Annotated in this window: 12 protein-coding genes and 1 tRNA gene; 5 read left to right on the top strand and 8 right to left on the bottom strand. The window is 46.5% G+C overall.

From position 1 onward, the window contains the following. Nucleotides 1–93: 93 nt before the first annotated feature. On the top strand, nt 94–273 hold the full coding sequence (locus SPICO_RS01945) for an Hc1-related histone H1-like protein (protein WP_013739013.1): 180 nt from the start codon (nt 94–96) through the stop codon (nt 271–273). Between the two features lie 96 nt (nt 274–369). Here SPICO_RS01945 and SPICO_RS01940 read toward each other — a convergent pair whose 3' ends face one another. The 4 genes from SPICO_RS01940 to SPICO_RS01925 all read right to left on the bottom strand — a co-directional run bounded on the left by SPICO_RS01940 (nt 370) and on the right by SPICO_RS01925 (nt 9,333). Further along, nucleotides 370–3,024 (bottom strand): valine--tRNA ligase, encoded by a 2,655-nt coding sequence (locus tag SPICO_RS01940; RefSeq protein WP_013739012.1) that lies wholly within the window; start codon nt 3,022–3,024, stop codon nt 370–372. A 186-nt stretch (nt 3,025–3,210) separates the two neighbouring features. Beyond that, complete coding sequence (locus SPICO_RS01935; RefSeq protein ID WP_169310042.1) at nt 3,211–5,325, bottom strand: AraC family transcriptional regulator; 2,115 nt, start codon at nt 5,323–5,325, stop codon at nt 3,211–3,213. A 162-nt stretch (nt 5,326–5,487) separates the two neighbouring features. Continuing rightward, entirely contained in the window at nt 5,488–7,017 is a 1,530-nt protein-coding gene (locus SPICO_RS01930; RefSeq protein WP_013739010.1) for an extracellular solute-binding protein, read from the bottom strand. Between the two features lie 36 nt (nt 7,018–7,053). Then, nucleotides 7,054–9,333, bottom strand: coding sequence for a glycoside hydrolase family 30 protein (locus SPICO_RS01925; protein WP_013739009.1), 2,280 nt, complete (start codon nt 9,331–9,333; stop codon nt 7,054–7,056). Between the two features lie 262 nt (nt 9,334–9,595). Between SPICO_RS01925 and SPICO_RS01920 the strand changes: the two genes are divergently transcribed. Together SPICO_RS01920 and SPICO_RS01915 are read left to right on the top strand one after the other, a co-directional pair. Then, entirely contained in the window at nt 9,596–10,546 is a 951-nt protein-coding gene (locus tag SPICO_RS01920) for an ABC transporter permease (protein WP_013739008.1), read from the top strand. Nucleotides 10,547–10,557: 11 nt separating this feature from the next. Beyond that, entirely contained in the window at nt 10,558–11,463 is a 906-nt protein-coding gene (locus tag SPICO_RS01915; protein WP_013739007.1) for a carbohydrate ABC transporter permease, read from the top strand. Between the two features lie 198 nt (nt 11,464–11,661). On the opposite strand, the gene SPICO_RS01910 is transcribed toward SPICO_RS01915, so the two are convergent. From SPICO_RS01910 to cysS, 3 genes are read right to left on the bottom strand one after another with little or no spacing between them, the layout of a single operon-like run. After that, nucleotides 11,662–12,276, bottom strand: coding sequence for an anti-sigma factor family protein (locus SPICO_RS01910; protein WP_013739006.1), 615 nt, complete (start codon nt 12,274–12,276; stop codon nt 11,662–11,664). After that, complete coding sequence (locus tag SPICO_RS01905; RefSeq protein ID WP_013739005.1) at nt 12,266–12,793, bottom strand: RNA polymerase sigma factor; 528 nt, start codon at nt 12,791–12,793, stop codon at nt 12,266–12,268. The genes SPICO_RS01910 and SPICO_RS01905 overlap by 11 nt, the downstream gene beginning before the upstream one ends. Before the next feature lie 28 nt (nt 12,794–12,821). After that, a complete protein-coding gene (gene cysS, locus SPICO_RS01900; RefSeq protein ID WP_013739004.1) occupies nt 12,822–14,258 on the bottom strand; it encodes a cysteine--tRNA ligase in 1,437 nt (478 codons plus the stop codon). Between the two features lie 147 nt (nt 14,259–14,405). On the opposite strand from cysS, the gene murB reads away from it, so the two are divergent. Next, nucleotides 14,406–15,275, top strand: coding sequence for a UDP-N-acetylmuramate dehydrogenase (murB, locus tag SPICO_RS01895; RefSeq protein ID WP_245523218.1), 870 nt, complete (start codon nt 14,406–14,408; stop codon nt 15,273–15,275). Here the strand turns inward: murB and SPICO_RS10230 are convergent. Further along, nucleotides 15,156–16,628 (bottom strand): hypothetical protein, encoded by a 1,473-nt coding sequence (locus SPICO_RS10230; RefSeq protein ID WP_013739002.1) that lies wholly within the window; start codon nt 16,626–16,628, stop codon nt 15,156–15,158. The two genes, murB and SPICO_RS10230, sit on opposite strands and share 120 nt — an antisense overlap. Before the next feature lie 202 nt (nt 16,629–16,830). Here SPICO_RS10230 and SPICO_RS01885 point away from each other — a divergent pair. Continuing rightward, nucleotides 16,831–16,902, top strand: a tRNA-Val gene (locus SPICO_RS01885). Nucleotides 16,903–17,001: the final 99 nt, after the last annotated feature.

Below are 17,001 nucleotides of genomic sequence, written 5' to 3'. Positions count from 1 at the left end.
CCATTTTTGTGCTTTTTTCGTATTTTCCCCGCCCGAAATATTGTTTTTCAGGGGATGTGTGCTAGAATTATGTATATTATTTAGGAGGCCTACATGACCATTCACGAACAGATTGTCGAACAATATGAAACCTACATTGCCGAAAACGCTCGGTTCACGGAGAAGGGAGTCAAGGCATCTGCCGCCCGTGCGCGCAAGGCTCTGGGTGAAATAGCTAAACTTGCAAAAGAAAGAAGAAAAGAAATCCAAGACGAAAAGACTACTGAACTTTAAGTTCCGACTTTTGTCAATCAATGAAAAAGGCATGGTTCGCTCAAACGGCCATGCCCTTTTCCTTTTCTTTGCTCCCGTTGTCGCGCTGCCGCGTCTTCAGGCTAAGGTTCCTAAAATCAGCAGGTTTTTCTCACCCTTGGCAATCTTTTCTTCAAACTCTGCTTTCTTGGCATTTTCCTTCTCTATGGCTTCACCCTTGGCGTTTGTCATGAACTGTTCGTTTCCCAGCTTTTTCAGGACGCCTTCCAATGCTTTCCGGCTTTTCTCCACGTCCGCACGGAGACGACTCATCTCACTTTCCACGTCTATTGCCTCGCGGACAAAGAGGAAGCACTCAAAACCCTGTCCGGCGACGGGCACAGCTCCTTTCACATCCTTCTCACCGGTAGTATCAATGGTCAGCTCGCTGGCATTGATGAAGCCGGCAAGAAGCTCCCTCTGCCCCAGAAGAAATCCGGTCGATGCAAAGCCTCCATCAGGTTTCACCGTAACATGTACCTTTTTATCGACGGGGATGCCCAGCTCCGCCCTGATGCCACGCACCCTACGAACCAAGTCCTGCATTGCGGCGACATGGGCCCTGGCTTCCGGATACTCCCGTGAAGCACTCCATTCCGGATAAGGCGCAGTCATCAGATGAGGACGGGCATTGGGAAGTTTGCTGTATATTTCTTGTGTGATGAACGGAAGGAACGGATGCAGCAGCCGCAGCGATTCCTCAAGGATGTCGAGCAATAGGGAGACAGCCCTGTCCTGTACCACAGGGTCATTGCTCTCAAGGTTGTGCTTCGACGCCTCGATGTACCAGTCACAGAAATCATTCCAGAAGAAATCATAGACCGTCTGGCTTGCCTCATTGAAACGGTATCCTTCCAGAGCAGCCCTCACCTTCCCTGCCGCATGGTTCAATTCAGCAAAAATCCATTTATCCATGACCGACAAGTCTTTTTCCTCGACAGTGACCTTGGTGCGTCCTTCAAGCCGCATCAGCAGGAAACGTGAAGCGTTCCATATCTTGTTGGCGAAACGGGATCCCATCTTGAACGAATCCATGTCAAGAAGCACGTCCTGGCCTTGCGCGGCCATGTAAGCAAGCGTGAACTTCATGGCGTCGGCTCCATAGAGGTCAACCACTTCAAGAGGATCGATTCCATTGCCCAAGGACTTCGACATCTTCCTGCCCTGTCGATCCCTCACAAGACCGGTCATGTACACATCCTTGAAAGGCACCTTTCCGGTGAACTCAAGGGACGCCATGATCATGCGGGCCACCCAGAAGAAAATGATGTCGTATCCGGTGATCAGAGTCTGGGTCGGGAAGAATTCCTTCAGGTCGGGAGTATCCTCCGGCCAGCCCAGCGTGCTGAACGGCCACAGCCATGAGGAGAACCACGTATCCAGGACATCTTCTTCCTGACGCAGGTGAGAGCTGCCGCATTTCGGACAGACCGTGACATCGTTCCGGGAAACAATCATTTCGCCACAGTCTTCACAGTACCAGACAGGAATGCGGTGTCCCCACCAGAGCTGACGACTGATGCACCAGTCCCTGATATTCTCAAGCCAGCTGCTGTAGGTGTTCTCCCAACGACGGGGATAGAAGGTGACCTCGCCGTCCTTCCATGCCTTCAAAGCCTTGTCCGCCATGCCCCGCATCCTGACGAACCATTGGTCTGAAAGGTATGGTTCTATGATGGTGTTACAGCGGTAGCAATGTCCTACCTCGTGGACATACGGCGTGCTGCCCAGCAGATACCCCTGTCCTTCCAAATCATGGGCGACCATATCCCGTGCGCCAGCCGCCTGGACGCCACGGTACGCTGGCGGAACTTCATCATTGAGGGTTCCGTCAGGGTTGAGGATGTTTATAGCTTCCACGTTGTGCCGACGTCCGCATTCCCAGTCATTAGGATCATGGGCGGGAGTTATCTTTACCATACCCGTACCAAATTCCTTGTCAACGAAACCATCGGCGATGATGGGGATTTCACGGTCGGTCAGAGGCAGGCGGAGCTTTTTCCCCACGACCGCGGCGTATCGTTCATCATCTGGGTTCACCGCGACAGCGACATCTCCGAACATCGTCTCTGGACGTGTCGTGGCAACGCTGATGCTTCCCGAACCATCCGCATAAGGATAGCTGACTTGATAAAGCCGTCCTTCCAGGGTCTTGTATTCCACTTCGTCATCAGCAAGAGCCGTCCCGCAATGGGGACAATAGTTGATCAGGTACTTGCCTTTGTAAATCAATCCTCTTTCATACAGAGTGACGAATGCTTCGCGCACGGCACGGGAAAGTCCTTCGTCCATGGTAAAGCGTTCATGCTCCCAATCACAGGAACAACCAATCTTTTCCAATTGTTTGACAATGACGGAGTGATGCTTTTTCTTGACCTGCCATGTCCGTTCAAGGAATTTCTCCCTGCCCAAGTCATGGCGGCTCAAGCCTTCCCTGGCAAGCTGGCGTTCAACGACGTTCTGGGTCGCTATGCCAGCATGGTCGGTTCCCGGAACCCAGAGGGTCTTGCGACCGGCCATGCGCTGGTAACGAATGATGGTATCCGGCAGGGAGTTGTTGAGGGCATGACCCATGTGGAGTATGCCCGTGACATTGGGAGGCGGCATGACGATGGTGAACGGCTTGCCCGGTACATCCTGCGGCTTGAACAGTCCGTCACGTCTCCATGCTTCATAAATCCTGTCCTCGAAGTCCTTCGGGTCATAAGCCTTTTCCAGCTCGATAGCTTTCATTCCATGCCTCCATCCAAGTTCCCGGCACAACGGCGGGGAACGTCTGCCTATGGTATCAAATTACCTTGTGAAAAGACAAGGATGGAGAGATATTTGGGAGGGTGAACTGCGGGGAAACGGAGGAAAACGAACTTCTGATACAGATTATACAACCTAGGACAACATGGATGTTCCAACTCCTTGTAGTTAATGCTTCTGCCTATAACTCATTGGAGTACAGCCATTCACCTTTTTGAACAGCTTATAGAAATAAGGAACATCGCTGTACCCTACAGTTGATACGATTTCTACAATTTTCATGTCTGTTGTTTCAAGCAGATTGCAGGCAGCCGCCATCCTTTCCTCATGCAGGAACTCAATGAAAGTCAGTCCTGTACTCCGCTTGAACAATTTTCCCAAATAAGAAGCATTCATACCAATCTGTTCGGAAACAATGACAATTGAGAAATCCTTCATAAAGTAATTATTTCTGATGATATCCTGCATTTGAGTTATTATATTTGCCTGATGGCTATTCTTATTCTGCATAACAATCTGCTCTGCTTGCAGGATCACGGCTTCGAATGCCTTATAGATTGAATCGAGCGTTTCAAAGGAAGTCAGATTATACAACAAGACATCGATATAAATTGTCTTCTCAATGCCATTATTGACCTGGAGTTTACTGAGAACATCGTCCAAATCCACCACAAGCTGGAAGAGATTCAGCTGGAAACTCTTGTAAGAACCCTTGGAAATAATCTCCAATATTTCCTTCAGATCCAAAATTGCCATGGCCACATTGAGCTGTAAGATGTTCTGGGAAAGCCGTCGTGAAAGCACATCCGGAATGCTGCACGTAAACATCTCCCTGGCATCCAGCATATCGGAAGTGATAATGCTTCCTGGTTCATAGAGAGTTTTGTAAGGAAGATGCTTGCTTAACTCAGCATAAGAGGATGGGAGTTTGGAGAATTCTGTGTCCGCTGACACGAATATGGTAGCCGTAACACTATATTTTTCTTTAATAAAATTGCTTACATTGGCCAAAGCCTCTATCAGACCACACTGATCTTCCATCTTCTGAACAACAAAAAAGCAATTCTCATTATCATCAAAGGTAGAACAAACCACCTGAAAACCGGACATTACCTCCTCTGCTGTTTTACAGATGTCATATTTCAGAACATTACGGTCCTTCACCCTTTCATAGCGAAGTGATATTTTTGAGTGATACGAATTAATGGAGAGCAATATCAACACAGTCCTTAAAGAAGCATTGTTCTCATGTCCTATCAATCCACACAGATCCGCCATATCATTGTCGGAGATTTCCTCGGAAGAATTACCATGAAAGTAAACAAGAATCTGTCTGCGTTTGTTCTCAAAGGAAAGCTCTAACTTTTCCTTTTGCAGATTTGCCATGGTTGACTTATGGAGTGCGTTTATTCTGATTATTCGCTTGATTACTGATATTGTAGCGATAATGCAGACTGCAAACAGGAGAGCCAACAACATCAGCGAATGACTATACCCTTTTGCTTGGGTAATGGTACTCATAGTACTTTCATCAGCAATAAGCACGATATGTATGGCACTGCTCATAACACGCTGCGAGCAAACTATATAGTGCTTATCTTCCAACCTTATATCGAAGCTCCCTTCATTTAATTTCTGGAGTACAGTTTCAATTGTATGTTCCGAATAACTGGCACGGCTTCCTGCTATGACTTCGTACCAGCCAGCAGAATCAGCAAACAGCAACAATCTATTGTTGTTTTCAGGAACAGAGCTTAATAATTGAGAGAAAATATCCAGCTTTACGTTAATCATCACAACATCAGAATGGTTCGTCGGCTTCAATGTATTATACCGTATGAAGCTGACATACGAAGAAACTGATTCATCGGGATACGTGACCTCGATCCTTCTGAAGATTGGCTGCATATTTTTATAAGCAGAGTAATGCTCCATTAAATCCGAAGCCCCTTCATCATAGAAATCCGAAGGAGAATACACTGCCTCTAAAGCGTTGGGAGAGGATACATAGATGGTATCATCGCTACGGTTATAGATATAAATCGAGTCGATGAAAACATTAGAGTCGGCATAGGTTCTCAGGCGTTGCAAACCAAGATAAAGATCACTGGCCTGGATTGATTCATAATTCAGCAATTTGGATATCTGGGAGTCAAAACTGATGCTATCAAAAATGTCCTTGACTGAGTTTGTAATTGTATTGATGTATAGGACATCGCTATCAAGAGCAATTTGCCCATAAGACAACAATTGCTTTTGAGTTGCCGTTTCAAATAAATGCATGAGACTGTATACGGATACAGCCAATACTATCAGGATGCTAACGAAATAAAGGATGAATATATTGTGGAATTTTTTCAGGATAGTATTTTTCATCTTCTCATTTTAAGCCAAAAACAGCACATCACCTAGCAGAAACAGATGATGTGCTGAAACCATTCACACTCAGATGATTCCGTTCTTCTTGTAGTACACTTCCATCTGCTGAGCCACGACCTCCAGCAGCTTATCAATACCAGCAATCTTGAGCTGCCTTCTATACTCTGCTACTGCGGCATCAACATTTTCAACAATACCAATATTTATGGGGTATCCATATTGCTGGACAACATTGTTTACTGCCGCAAGTTCAGCCTGGACATTTGAATAATCAAGGGTAACAGCACCAAACTTATTCAGGACTTCAATGGATGAGAGCCAATTGAGCAAACCCTCAGATCCTTCCCAAACACCGGACTCACTACGCATCAGGTTCTTTATCCGCATTGCATACTGGGCACCGCTCATACTGTGATTATTGACGGTAGAAGGATTTACGCCTACCGCAGGTTTAATCAACTTTCCATCTTCAGTAAGAGAGAAGTGAAGTCCCTCTATGCCATACATCCAAAGGTCAAACAGTTGCTGGTCTGTTTTGATTGCTTCAAGAATCCTAAGAGCCCTCTCTGCATTGGGCGAAGATGCGGGAACCGCGAAACCATTTTCAGTCACGGGGTTTACATAAGAATATCCTGTAAGGTTCGCCAGGCTCCAATAAGCGCATTCAGTGCCGGGAAGTTTAGTGGCCATATAACTCATCATGTTCTTGGCACCATCTGCATTGGCCTGTGTGATCGCACTTTTTCCTATCTGGATGCTACTCCAGGGATCCGTTGTGCTGGAGAGAGCATTGGAACTCCAATAACCTTTGTCTGCCCACTGCTTCATCCTCCGTGCCCATTCAACATATTCATCGGTAAAAGGATACGCAATAATGTCATGAATATCGTCATAGCTCCGGGCCATCACTATGGAGCTGTTCGATCCGGCAATGGACTCAAAACCGTAATAAGCCTTGAACATCTGGAACAGAGTCTGCTCCGGGTTGCCATCAATGACTCTCAGATCCGTTTCCTTGGTAGCAATGATATCGGCATATTTCTCAAAGGAATCAATGCTTGTAATCTCACCAAGACCATATTTTTTGGCAAGGTCAAAACGATAGAAAATACCATACTGGGGATAATTGGATTCATATGTCGGAATCATGTACAACTTGCCATCAACATATGCCTGCTCAAGCTGGCCTTCCTTGAAATTACCATGAATCCTCGGCATATATTTCTCAAATAAATCCGTCAAATCAGTGAAAGCTCCATTAGATGCATACAAGTTATAGAGATTCGGGTTTACATACATCAAATCTGCTGGCTCTCCAGTTGTCAAAATCAACTGATACTGATTTTGATAGTTATTCCAACCAAGGCAGGTAACGTTGATTGTTGTATTGTATTTTTCCTTGAGCATCTCATTGAACTTCGCTATTACCTTCTCTGTATCCGCGCCTGAAGATCCTGAACTGTACATTATCAATTCCACATATTCTTCAAAGGGATTGTCACTGCTTTGAACTGTAGTACTTATTTCAGCATTACCTCTTGCAAAAGCAGTAAAAGCACAGCATAAAACTAACATGCCAACGAGAAATCTTTTCATACTCTCCTCCATTTTTGTACCCGTCTTCCGGGGGCGTCATCCACTGCTACAATCCGATAAAACCAATCCTCCAATAAGCTCAATCGCATTAAGGTTAATGTTGCTTCCCAGTGCATCATCCTGATGAACACCTGAGACAACCAGTCTGAATTCATGAACTCCACTCTCAAGTCCGTGGATTGAGAATAGGCTTCTCCTGAACATCTTTGAAGTAGAAAAGCAATCGATTGTCGCGACCTTGCCTTTATCTATGTAGATATCAGCTTTTCCAGATTCGGCATCGACTACTCCTATGAGACTAAGAGCTGTTCCTGTGAAAGCAAAGGCTATCTGATCGCCTTTCTCCGAAGACCTAAGTAGTGTACGATAGTAATTATCAGCAGCATTACCGACTTCCGTCCACTTCCCAGTCTTTTCAATACCATCAGCACATAATGAGTAACGTCTGCAAGTCTCTGGAAGGTTCCCTGTTTTCTCAATTTTGAAGTTGTCATATTTTACTATGTTATAGCCGCTGCCGATAACACTGTTCCCGCTTGGGATGGATTGATCCACTATAGTCGCAAGTACAGTCCCATTGTAGAAAGCACTGATTTTATCCTGTTCACAGCACATAGCAAGCTCATGCCATGTACAAAGGGAAAAATCCCGGACTCTACCGGCCGCCAAGACAATCTGACCACAGGATAAAAACCATCTTCCGTTGTGATACAACCTTACGTTGTAACATTCGGGAATATCGCAGGTGAGAGACGCATGATTGCATCGAGCGCCAAGAAGCACGTAACCCACATAATCCCTTTCAGGCATTTCCTCCATGCAAAAATCAAAACTGACTTTGTAATTCGTCAATTCCTGCCCACCCAGGATGGTATACGGCAAGGGGGTGGGACGCCTTTCCCAATCAATTGGCTTCTGGGAATTGACCAAGACCTGTTTCAGACATTGCCTGCCGTCCTTTCCTCCAGTACTGATTTCAAAGGCGCCCGATTGATCAATCGTATATTTTGGCTGCTTGCCGAGTTCATAAGAATTGAAATCCTCGTGATAAGGAAGGCTGAATTGCATTTCCTTTGGGATATCAAACTCTGCATGTCCTTTTTGCTGGCCGGTAGTAGTCGTAAGTGTGCAAATGGATTTAGGGACAAGGGAGAAGCAGACTTTATTGTCGATGAGGCGTATATCCTTCTTTTGTATAAACTGCTGATCTTCATCGGTCAACCAAACATGGAGGCATGAAGCAGAGATATTTTCAAGCCGCACCTCAAAGTTCACTATTGCTTCGCTTCTATTAAGCACTATGATACTTACATCCTGTGTCCGGGAGTCCTGCAAGGTCAGATAACTATAGGGAACCGAAGAATAACAGGCGCTATCAATATAGTGCCAACCCAGCTGTATGAATTGGGTAAAATGGGCGACAACCCACAGACTTGGTTGAATCTCGTAATGCCCTGTCCACGGATTTGCTGCCAGCAGAATGCTCTTGCAGGTATAGGGAACATTATCATATATCGCTTCGATGACCGGATGCATCACATACTGTACCATCTTTCCCGATGCATAGGAGCGAATGATTTTATAGGCCATATCCAAGGCAAAGGAAAACTTGTTCCTGAAAGGCGCAAGATCTTCACTATTGAAAATCGGAAGACCACATTCTTTGAGAGACTGCGGACTGTCCTGCTTGTAGTGCCGGGTAATTGCAGCAAGACTATTCTTTAAATCAGCATTACCTTCTATGATCGGTGCTATGTTCCAGTCTTCTGTGCTATCCGCGCCTGACAGTTTGACTTTACTGAATCCATCCCTATCAAGACCTGGCCTAAGTACGTCAACGACCCAATCTATGCTATAGTCTCCTTCATTTTCATCCGGCGCAAGATAGTCAAAATCAAGACCGAAAATGTCCTTCGCTCCTTTTAGAAAATTCAGGTAATACCGGTATTTCCTTTCATTATCCGTAAGCCAGGAAGGAGTCCCCCAGCGTATCGCATCAAGAAGAATATCCTTGCTTCTTTGTTTTGCGTCCTGAGCCATCCTCAAGCCAACACCTCTCGTGATGTCATAATCTGTCTCGGAGCGCATATGACTTGGTTCTGTACCACCAGTACCATTTGCATCAGAACCAATTTCAACCTTTAACATCTGAAGGCTGGCGCCAAACTTTGGGCGGAAGAGAAAATTCAGAATATCCTTTTGTTGGTTTTCCGGATATTCATACAGAAGTTTTGTCATGCCATTGCTGGTGACTCCCCCAATCCCTTGATATGTACGTCCCGATTTTTTACCGTCTACCATAATTGTAACAGTCATTGAACATACCTCTTAATTGATTCCAAAGTTCAGTAAGAAAAGGATAGGCAGCGACTTTTTGGGCTGTCAATTTGAAATAAAAGAGATTATTGGACAAACAAGCCTATCCCAACATAATTATTTATTTTTAATCAGGTTAACAGATATTGAAGAATGTCTTTAAAACACAATCAGAGCTTATATTTCAAATTGCAACTAAAATTCAAGAGTTTAGAATAAAATTCTGATTTGTTTCTTAATCCCTGTCTTTTGGAGGTTGTTTATGAAGAAGCTTGATAATTTTACAGATACTCTGACTAAACCCACCTTATACCATCGATTCATGAAAACCAAATTATTATGGTTCATGCTGATTCCTGTAATTGCATATTTCGTCCTTTTTGCTTATATCCCCATGGTAGGCATTTGGCTTGCCTTTACAAAGTTTGATTTCCGTCTTGGCTTGTTAAAAAGTCCTTTTATAGGACTGAAGAACTTTGATTATCTCTTCAAAAGCGGCATCTTTGGCCGTTTGCTCAGAAACACAATCCTTTATAATCTGGCGTTCATTCTGGGCGGGAATATTGTACAAATCATCTGCGCGGTTTTCTTGGGAGAAATAAAGAATAAGCGTTTTGTCAAAATAAGCCAATCCATAATCTTCCTACCCTATTTCATATCGTATGTACTTGTAGGGCTTTTCTCCTATGCTCTCTTCAATATAGATAATGGCGTAATCAACACAATCCTGAGAAATCTGGGATTTGTACAATATAATTTCTATCTCAAGCCCCAGGCTTGGCCCTTCATCATAATTGCAGTCCAGATATGGAAAGGGCTTGGCTATGGTAGTGTCGTGTATCTCTCTGTCATCAGTGGTATTGATCAGGAAATTTACGAATCAGCACGAATAGATGGCGCTACAAAATGGCAGCAGATTTCGTATATCACGCTTCCCATGATAAAACCAACTTTCATTCTCTTGGTCATGTTCAATCTAGGCAACATCCTCAAGGGTCAATTCCAATTGTTCTATCAACTGATAGGCAATAATGGCCTTTTGTATAACGTAACCGATATCATCGATACCTATGTTTATAGATCCTTGACAGTCAACTTCGACATAGGAATGGGTTCTGCCGCCGGTGTCTTTCAGTCAGTTTTCGGTTGCATTCTGGTACTTACAGTCAATGCCCTGGTCAAACGTTTCAATGAAGATCTTGCATTGTTTTAACAGGAGTCGCTATGAAAACCATCACACTACAAGTAAAACCCGATAAAGGAACAAGAACCTTTACACTACTCGGTTATTTCGTAATGACTATCATTACGATAATCTGCTTCATCCCATTCTGGCTTATTGTCGTTGCCAGTATTTCAGATGAGCATATGGTTTTGGCAGAAGGGTTCAAGTTATGGCCAGCACTCATTTCCTTTGCCGCATATCGCTCTATCTTCCAAGGTTTTGACAGTTTGATGAAATCATATCTTGTTACAATCCTCATAACAGTCATAGGCACAGTTTTTTCTTTGCTGCTGACCTCAATGACAGGGTATGTCTTAATCCGACAGGACTTTCGCAAACGGAATATGGTCTCCTTTTTCATATATTTCACGACTTTGTTCAGTGGCGGTGTAATTCCCACTTATATCCTGTTTGTAAAATATCTGAATCTGAAGAACTCTCTATGGGCATTGATTCTACCCTGCTTGTTAAGCCCCTGGAATATCTTCCTCATGAGGAATTTCATGAAATCCATTCCCTACAGCTTAATTGATGCATCCAAGATAGATGGCGCAAACGACTGGCAGATCTATGAAAAAGTGATTCTGCCTCTCAGCAAAGCAGGACTCGCAACCGTTGGGCTTTTCATAGCTCTGACATACTGGAATGACTGGTATCATGCTAGCTTGTATATAACCAAAGAAAGCTTATACCCACTCCAATATTTGCTGTACAGGATGCTTTCAAATGCAGAATATATGAAACAGGCTGCCGCTGCCGGTATTTTCCTTGATACGGTTACTTTACCAAGTGAAACCCTTAAAATGGCAACAGCTCTTGTTGTCACTGGCCCTATTCTTTTTCTCTATCCTTTTGTCCAAAGATACTTTATCAAGGGCATCATGATTGGAAGTGTCAAGGGCTGATTTGATGTAAGAAGTAAAAAGACCAGTCGTGAATGAAGAACGGATGAAGATCGGTGAGACGGGAAATAATGCCGGCGGGAATATATCTTTATCATCTTGTGGATTTCACCAAGAATAGAAGAAATCCGTTGATAAACATAAAGGGGATGCCGCAACATCCCCAATATCCAATGCTTGCCTGTCCTTTTTAAAGCGTGGTCAGTTCCCTGCCCCGTCTTCAACCCCATCCTCAGAGGGAGTCTCGGATGGTGAAGAAACGACAGATGAGTCCAGCGGAATAATATTCCGGGTACGGATGCTCACATCTACGTTATATCCCTTGGTGTTAAGGAATGTCAGTATTTCTTCCAATGAATAGTCATCAAGAGTCCGGGAAGCTCCGGCATTGTCGGTGGCACGCACCTGGACAATGTTCCCCTGATTAAGCAGTGGCGAGACTTCGGGGATGATTTCCGCTGTCTGCTGACCGTTGATGCCAAAAAGGACAAATGCGCCGACAAAGACAACGACAAACGCGGCGGCACTGGTCAGCAAGGCAGGGATACCTACATTGAGCTTTTTGCGAAAGAAACTCACCTTCTTCTTTCTGGCAAAATAGTTGTTTTCCATGTAGCTGAGGACTTTGCGGCGGTGTGATTCTATTTCCTTGTCAGTCAGGACAGCGGAACGGATGGTTCGCCGCACCGCGTCGAGATGATCAAGCCGAACCTTGCACGCGGGGCAATAACCCAAGTGTTCCTCAACCTGAGTCTTCCACGGCTCCGCAAGCTCGCCATCAAGATATGTATCCAGAATCTGATCATCAAGGCACATGAACATCCTCCCTGTCCAGCAATGATTCCATCATCTTGCGTGCGCGATGAACGCGAACCTTCACATTGCTCTCAGAAATCTGCAACACCGAAGCAATCTGCCGGTAATCCAAGCCAGAATACTCCTTGAGAACCATGACGGTACGGAACTTTTCCGGCAAATTCGCTATCGCCTCCCGTACCAAAGCCTTGGTCTCATCGGCCATCATCACATCACCACCGTCAATGGACGGAGCCACGGGTATAGTCTTCAACTGCTCTAAAGCACCACGCTCCCTGCTCCTACGCTTCACATGATTGATGGCCAAGTTCTTCGCCACCCTGATCAACCAATAACGGGCATCATCCATGGTAGCGAAATCCATGTTCTTGTCAAAGAAACGTATGAACGTTTCCTGTGCTATGTCTTCCGCGACATCCATGTTATAGCTAATGTGGTACGCTACACGCATGATGACGGGGAAAACCTGCTCATATACAAGTCTGAATGACGCTTCGTTGCTGCTTTTTATTTCCATCTGTGTAACAACCGACCTCCATGTGAGGTTACATTTCTTTTTTCGTCAAGGTCGTCCCGGAAGGGGTGTCCGTGACAATGTATCCGATTCCCTCCAGCTTCGCCCGCAAACGGTCAGCCGTGGCGAAATCTCTGGATTTCTTGGCCTCGGCTCGCAGACGTACAAGCTCCAACGCTTCAGGATCATCCGCCCCTTCAACGGGAGTTGAATCTTCCTGTGGCTGCACTTTGTCAAAGGAAAGCCCAAAAATCTTGTCCATTTCAAGAAGAACAGCAAGCTTGTCTGCCGCCGACACCGAGTCATCCTTCAGGAGTCCCCACATGACGGCAAGGGCGCGGGGCATATTCAAATCATTGAATATCTGTTCAGTGAAATTGGCAAGATACCCACTCGCCGTCTCACCTGGCTGTGGTGAGGGAATACCCGCCTCAGCTTTCAGGCGTCCGATGCGACCGACCAGATTCCTGCGTGAGGATCTGGCTCCGTCAAGAGCTTCCCAAGAAAAACGCAACTGGGTACGGTAATGGGCTCCAAGGCAGAAGAAACGGTAATCCAGAGGTTCATATCCCTTGTCAATCAGTACCTGCAACGTCAGGAAACTTCCAGAGCTTTTGCTCATCTTACCTGTGTCATTGAGCAGAAATTCCCCGTGCATCCAGTACTTGACCCATGGATGATCACCTGTAGCGGCCTCACTCTGCGCAATCTCATTGGTATGATGAACAGGAATGGCATCAATGCCTCCGCAGTGAAGGTCAAACTTGTCACCAAGATATGTCATGCTCATGGCCGAACACTCAATGTGCCAGCCGGGATATCCCCGACCCCACGGTGAGTCCCACATCATTGCCTGCTCACCAAACTTACTGTTTGTGAACCAGAGTACGAAGTCTTTGGGATTGCGTTTGAAAGTGTCCACTTCTATGCGCGCGCCAGCTTTCAGTTCGTCCATATGCAGATGCAGACCTGCCAGCTTCCCATAATCAGGAAAGGTATCAATGCTGAAATAGACGTTCCCGCCCGCTGCATATGTATGGCCGCCTTCCTCAAGCTTCTGGATAAGGGTAATCATCTGCTGTACATGGTCAGTGGCCTTGCAGATGATTTGAGGGCGCATGTTGCCCAGTGCGTCGAAATCCCGGAAGAACGCATCAGTGTAAAAACTGGCGATGTCCCAGACGCTCATTCCTTTCTCCCTGGCGCTTTTGAGCATCTTGTCCTCACCCGCATCTCCGTCATCGGTCAGATGTCCTACATCCGTAATATTCATCACATGTTTGACATTGTACCCGGCATACGACAGAACCCTGCGCAGGACATCTTCAAAGACATACGTCCTGAGATTGCCAATATGGGCATAGTTGTAAACAGTAGGGCCGCAACAATACATGCCGACCTTACCTTCTTCGATGGGTTGGAATTCCTCGATGGTACGGCTCATTGTATTGTAGACGGAAAATGGCATGGCTCGCTCCTTATATATGATATGCGGCTGTTGTCCGCAACAGGAAAACACATTACCATAGTACTCATGCAAATGAAAATAAGCAATGAGGGGGGAAAATCAAACCCGGAATCAAAATCGGATCCCTTCATCAGGCAGAATGTCCTCATGTCCGCTCATACTTCCCTGGGGACAGGAGGTTTCGCGGATTGGGCGGCGTGGCCTTCGACTTCCGAACAGCTCCGTGAGGCCATGGAGTTTGCCCATAGCAGGAATGTGCCCGTCACGTATGTCGGAGGAGGAACGAACATCCTTGTCAGCGACAAAGGCATACGCGGCCTGGTGATTTTTTCAGATCACCTGACATCATGCCACAGCCGGGGCAGGCTTTTCTGCACCCAGTCCGGTCTGTCCCTTGACAATGCAATCAACACGTCCATTGAAATGGGACTCACCGGCCTTGAACTTCTGGGCGGACTGCCTGGTACCGTAGGAGGTGCCATAGCGGGAAACGCCGGAATCAAAGAAATGACAATCAGCGATGTATTGTTGTACATCGATTACATGACTCCTGACGGAGCATTGCATAGAATGCAGAACACTGGTGAAACCTTCGCCTATCATCATTCGTCTTTCCCTGGGGATGAACAGTGTTTCATCATAGAGGCGGGCTTTATCCTGAACCCGACCCGCAAGATGGCAGAAGCTCGTTTGAAAAAGGAGGAAGCCCTGAGACGCCGGACGGAACATGGGCATTACCGCTATCCTTCAGCTGGTTGCACGTTCCGCAATCCGGTGGAAGGTTCCGCCGGACGCATCATTGACAACCTCGGACTCAAGGGGAAAACGGTGGGAGGAGCGCAGGTTAGTTTCTCTCATGCCAATTTCATCATCAATCCAGAAGGCAAGGCAACCAGTTCAGATATCTTTGAACTCTCCCGACTCATCCATGAGACTGTCTTCAAGGAAACCGGCATCGATCTCCAGAGGGAAGTCAGGCTCATCGGCGACTGGGACATTTGCAATACCAAAGCCTGATGTCCCTCCTTCCTGTGTCCACGAACACCGTACGGTCAATTCCCCACGGCTCGACGCTTCCAGTCGGAGAGACATGTCTCCCAGATGGCCGTTCCAGACCCATGAGAGTACAGGGATGTTGCCTACGTGCCATGTCAGGGTACCTCCTTTCCAGCGGATGGCGCTGACGAATGCAATTTTTCCCGTCACTGTTCTCTCCCCCTGTATCCCGACAACACATCGTGATTGCCCGGTTCCTAACCGGAAAGTGACGGAGGCGGCTCCGTTTTTATTTGTCCGTCCTGTCTCAAGAACGGTTGTTTTCCATCGCCCTCCAGTAGATATCTCTCCCGGTCCCAGAGGGAAGGACACGTTCCATGACCGTTTTGCACTCAGATAAGGACGGCTCATACGGGCAGCAGGTCTTTTTCCCATGGATATCTCCGCATTCACGGTGAACTTCATGTCTTTTCCCCATGCCGTCGCAGACAGATGCGTCCTTCTCACAAAAGGGCTATGGGAACGGACAAGTACACCACCCCACCCAAGATGGGAAAGTCCTCTCTCCGCAAGCATCTGTAATTTCAGGTTCCCATCATCCAGAACGGGAGCAAGAATCTCAAAGCCTACGGCATGCGACAGACGACATCCTATGGCTTCCGTCCACCCTGCACGCAAAAAGGCCGTTGTCCTGAAGGCGGCTCCATGGACAATAGCTGAATCAGAGAGGCAGTGCCCTCCCACTGTGACAAGTCTGTCCACCGGGCGTTCATCCCAAGGAAGAATTGCCTGCCACCCTGCCTCAGCTTTCCGCGTTCCTGTTTTCATGAGGACGGTATGGGGATCATGTCTGTGGAGAATAAGTCCGGCCATGGTGAACCCCGATTTACCTGTTCCTGTTTTTTCCGGAAGGATGATTGACCCTCCTATCCCTGAAATAGCAACCCCCTTCTTCACTACAAAAAGATTAGCGCGTTGGAAGAACACTGTAAGCACATGTCCTTCAAGCAGGGATGTTGGCTGTGCCGAGACCTTCATCCCTTGGGGAGAAACAAAAAGACTGGTCGTGGATGATGGTCGGATGAGACGGGAAATGATGCCGACCGGATGCGCGAAACCCCAGGAAAGTATCACGGGTTCCTTTCCCTCGCTTTCCAGGAAAACAGACAGTGCCGGAGATGTACGCCGGACATCCACCCCTTGAGAAAAAGAGCAGGACAGCGACACCTGTCCGGACAGCTGGATCCGATGCATGTCAGCTTCTTCAGTGGTGGAAGACCCAGAATAAAGGGATATCGGGACAAAACACAAACCGACAAGACACAGCAGAAGGATTCCCGCATGGACATGTACATGGATGATGCTTCCTGGCATATTCCAGCCCTCCCATACATGGATATATCCCTGGCGTCAATCGTGTTTCATCCGGATATGGGAATAGATGTCCAAGGTGACATGATATCGGGTACATGATTTCGGCTTTGAGCATTTCTTCTTGAGTCTTCTTCTTGGGCTGTCTCCTATTTGACAAGACCTTCTTTCTCGTGTATCTTGCTTTTTGCTGGGAGCATATAACGGGCGCGTAACTCAGCGGGAGAGTGCTACCTTCACACGGTAGAAGTCGTTGGTTCAAACCCAATCGCGCCCATTTAGCAACTAGTTACTATATAAGTAATTAGTTGCTTTTTTTGTAGGCTCAACGCGGAAAGTTGTGGGAAGATAAGGTAACAGAAGAGAAAGAATCACT

Origin of the sequence: Parasphaerochaeta coccoides DSM 17374 (assembly GCF_000208385.1) — a bacterium.
In the GTDB taxonomy this organism is placed as follows: Bacteria; Spirochaetota; Spirochaetia; order Sphaerochaetales; family Sphaerochaetaceae; genus Parasphaerochaeta; species Parasphaerochaeta coccoides.
This window is presented reverse-complemented; position numbering and strand designations above follow the sequence as displayed.

Excerpts from the sequence above, each read along its gene's own strand:
- SPICO_RS01945 (WP_013739013.1), top strand. The coding sequence starts at position 94 with ATGACCATTCACGAACAGATTGTCGAACAATATGAAACCTACATTGCC.
- SPICO_RS01940 (WP_013739012.1), bottom strand. The coding sequence starts at position 3,024 with ATGAAAGCTATCGAGCTGGAAAAGGCTTATGACCCGAAGGACTTCGAG.
- SPICO_RS01935 (WP_169310042.1), bottom strand. The coding sequence starts at position 5,325 with ATGCATTTATTTGAAACGGCAACTCAAAAGCAATTGTTGTCTTATGGG.
- SPICO_RS01930 (WP_013739010.1), bottom strand. The coding sequence starts at position 7,017 with ATGAAAAGATTTCTCGTTGGCATGTTAGTTTTATGCTGTGCTTTTACT.
- SPICO_RS01925 (WP_013739009.1), bottom strand. The coding sequence starts at position 9,333 with ATGACTGTTACAATTATGGTAGACGGTAAAAAATCGGGACGTACATAT.
- SPICO_RS01920 (WP_013739008.1), top strand. The coding sequence starts at position 9,596 with ATGAAGAAGCTTGATAATTTTACAGATACTCTGACTAAACCCACCTTA.
- SPICO_RS01915 (WP_013739007.1), top strand. The coding sequence starts at position 10,558 with ATGAAAACCATCACACTACAAGTAAAACCCGATAAAGGAACAAGAACC.
- SPICO_RS01910 (WP_013739006.1), bottom strand. The coding sequence starts at position 12,276 with ATGTGCCTTGATGATCAGATTCTGGATACATATCTTGATGGCGAGCTT.
- SPICO_RS01905 (WP_013739005.1), bottom strand. The coding sequence starts at position 12,793 with ATGGAAATAAAAAGCAGCAACGAAGCGTCATTCAGACTTGTATATGAG.
- cysS (WP_013739004.1), bottom strand. The coding sequence starts at position 14,258 with ATGCCATTTTCCGTCTACAATACAATGAGCCGTACCATCGAGGAATTC.
- murB (WP_245523218.1), top strand. The coding sequence starts at position 14,406 with ATGTCCGCTCATACTTCCCTGGGGACAGGAGGTTTCGCGGATTGGGCG.
- SPICO_RS10230 (WP_013739002.1), bottom strand. The coding sequence starts at position 16,628 with ATGCCAGGAAGCATCATCCATGTACATGTCCATGCGGGAATCCTTCTG.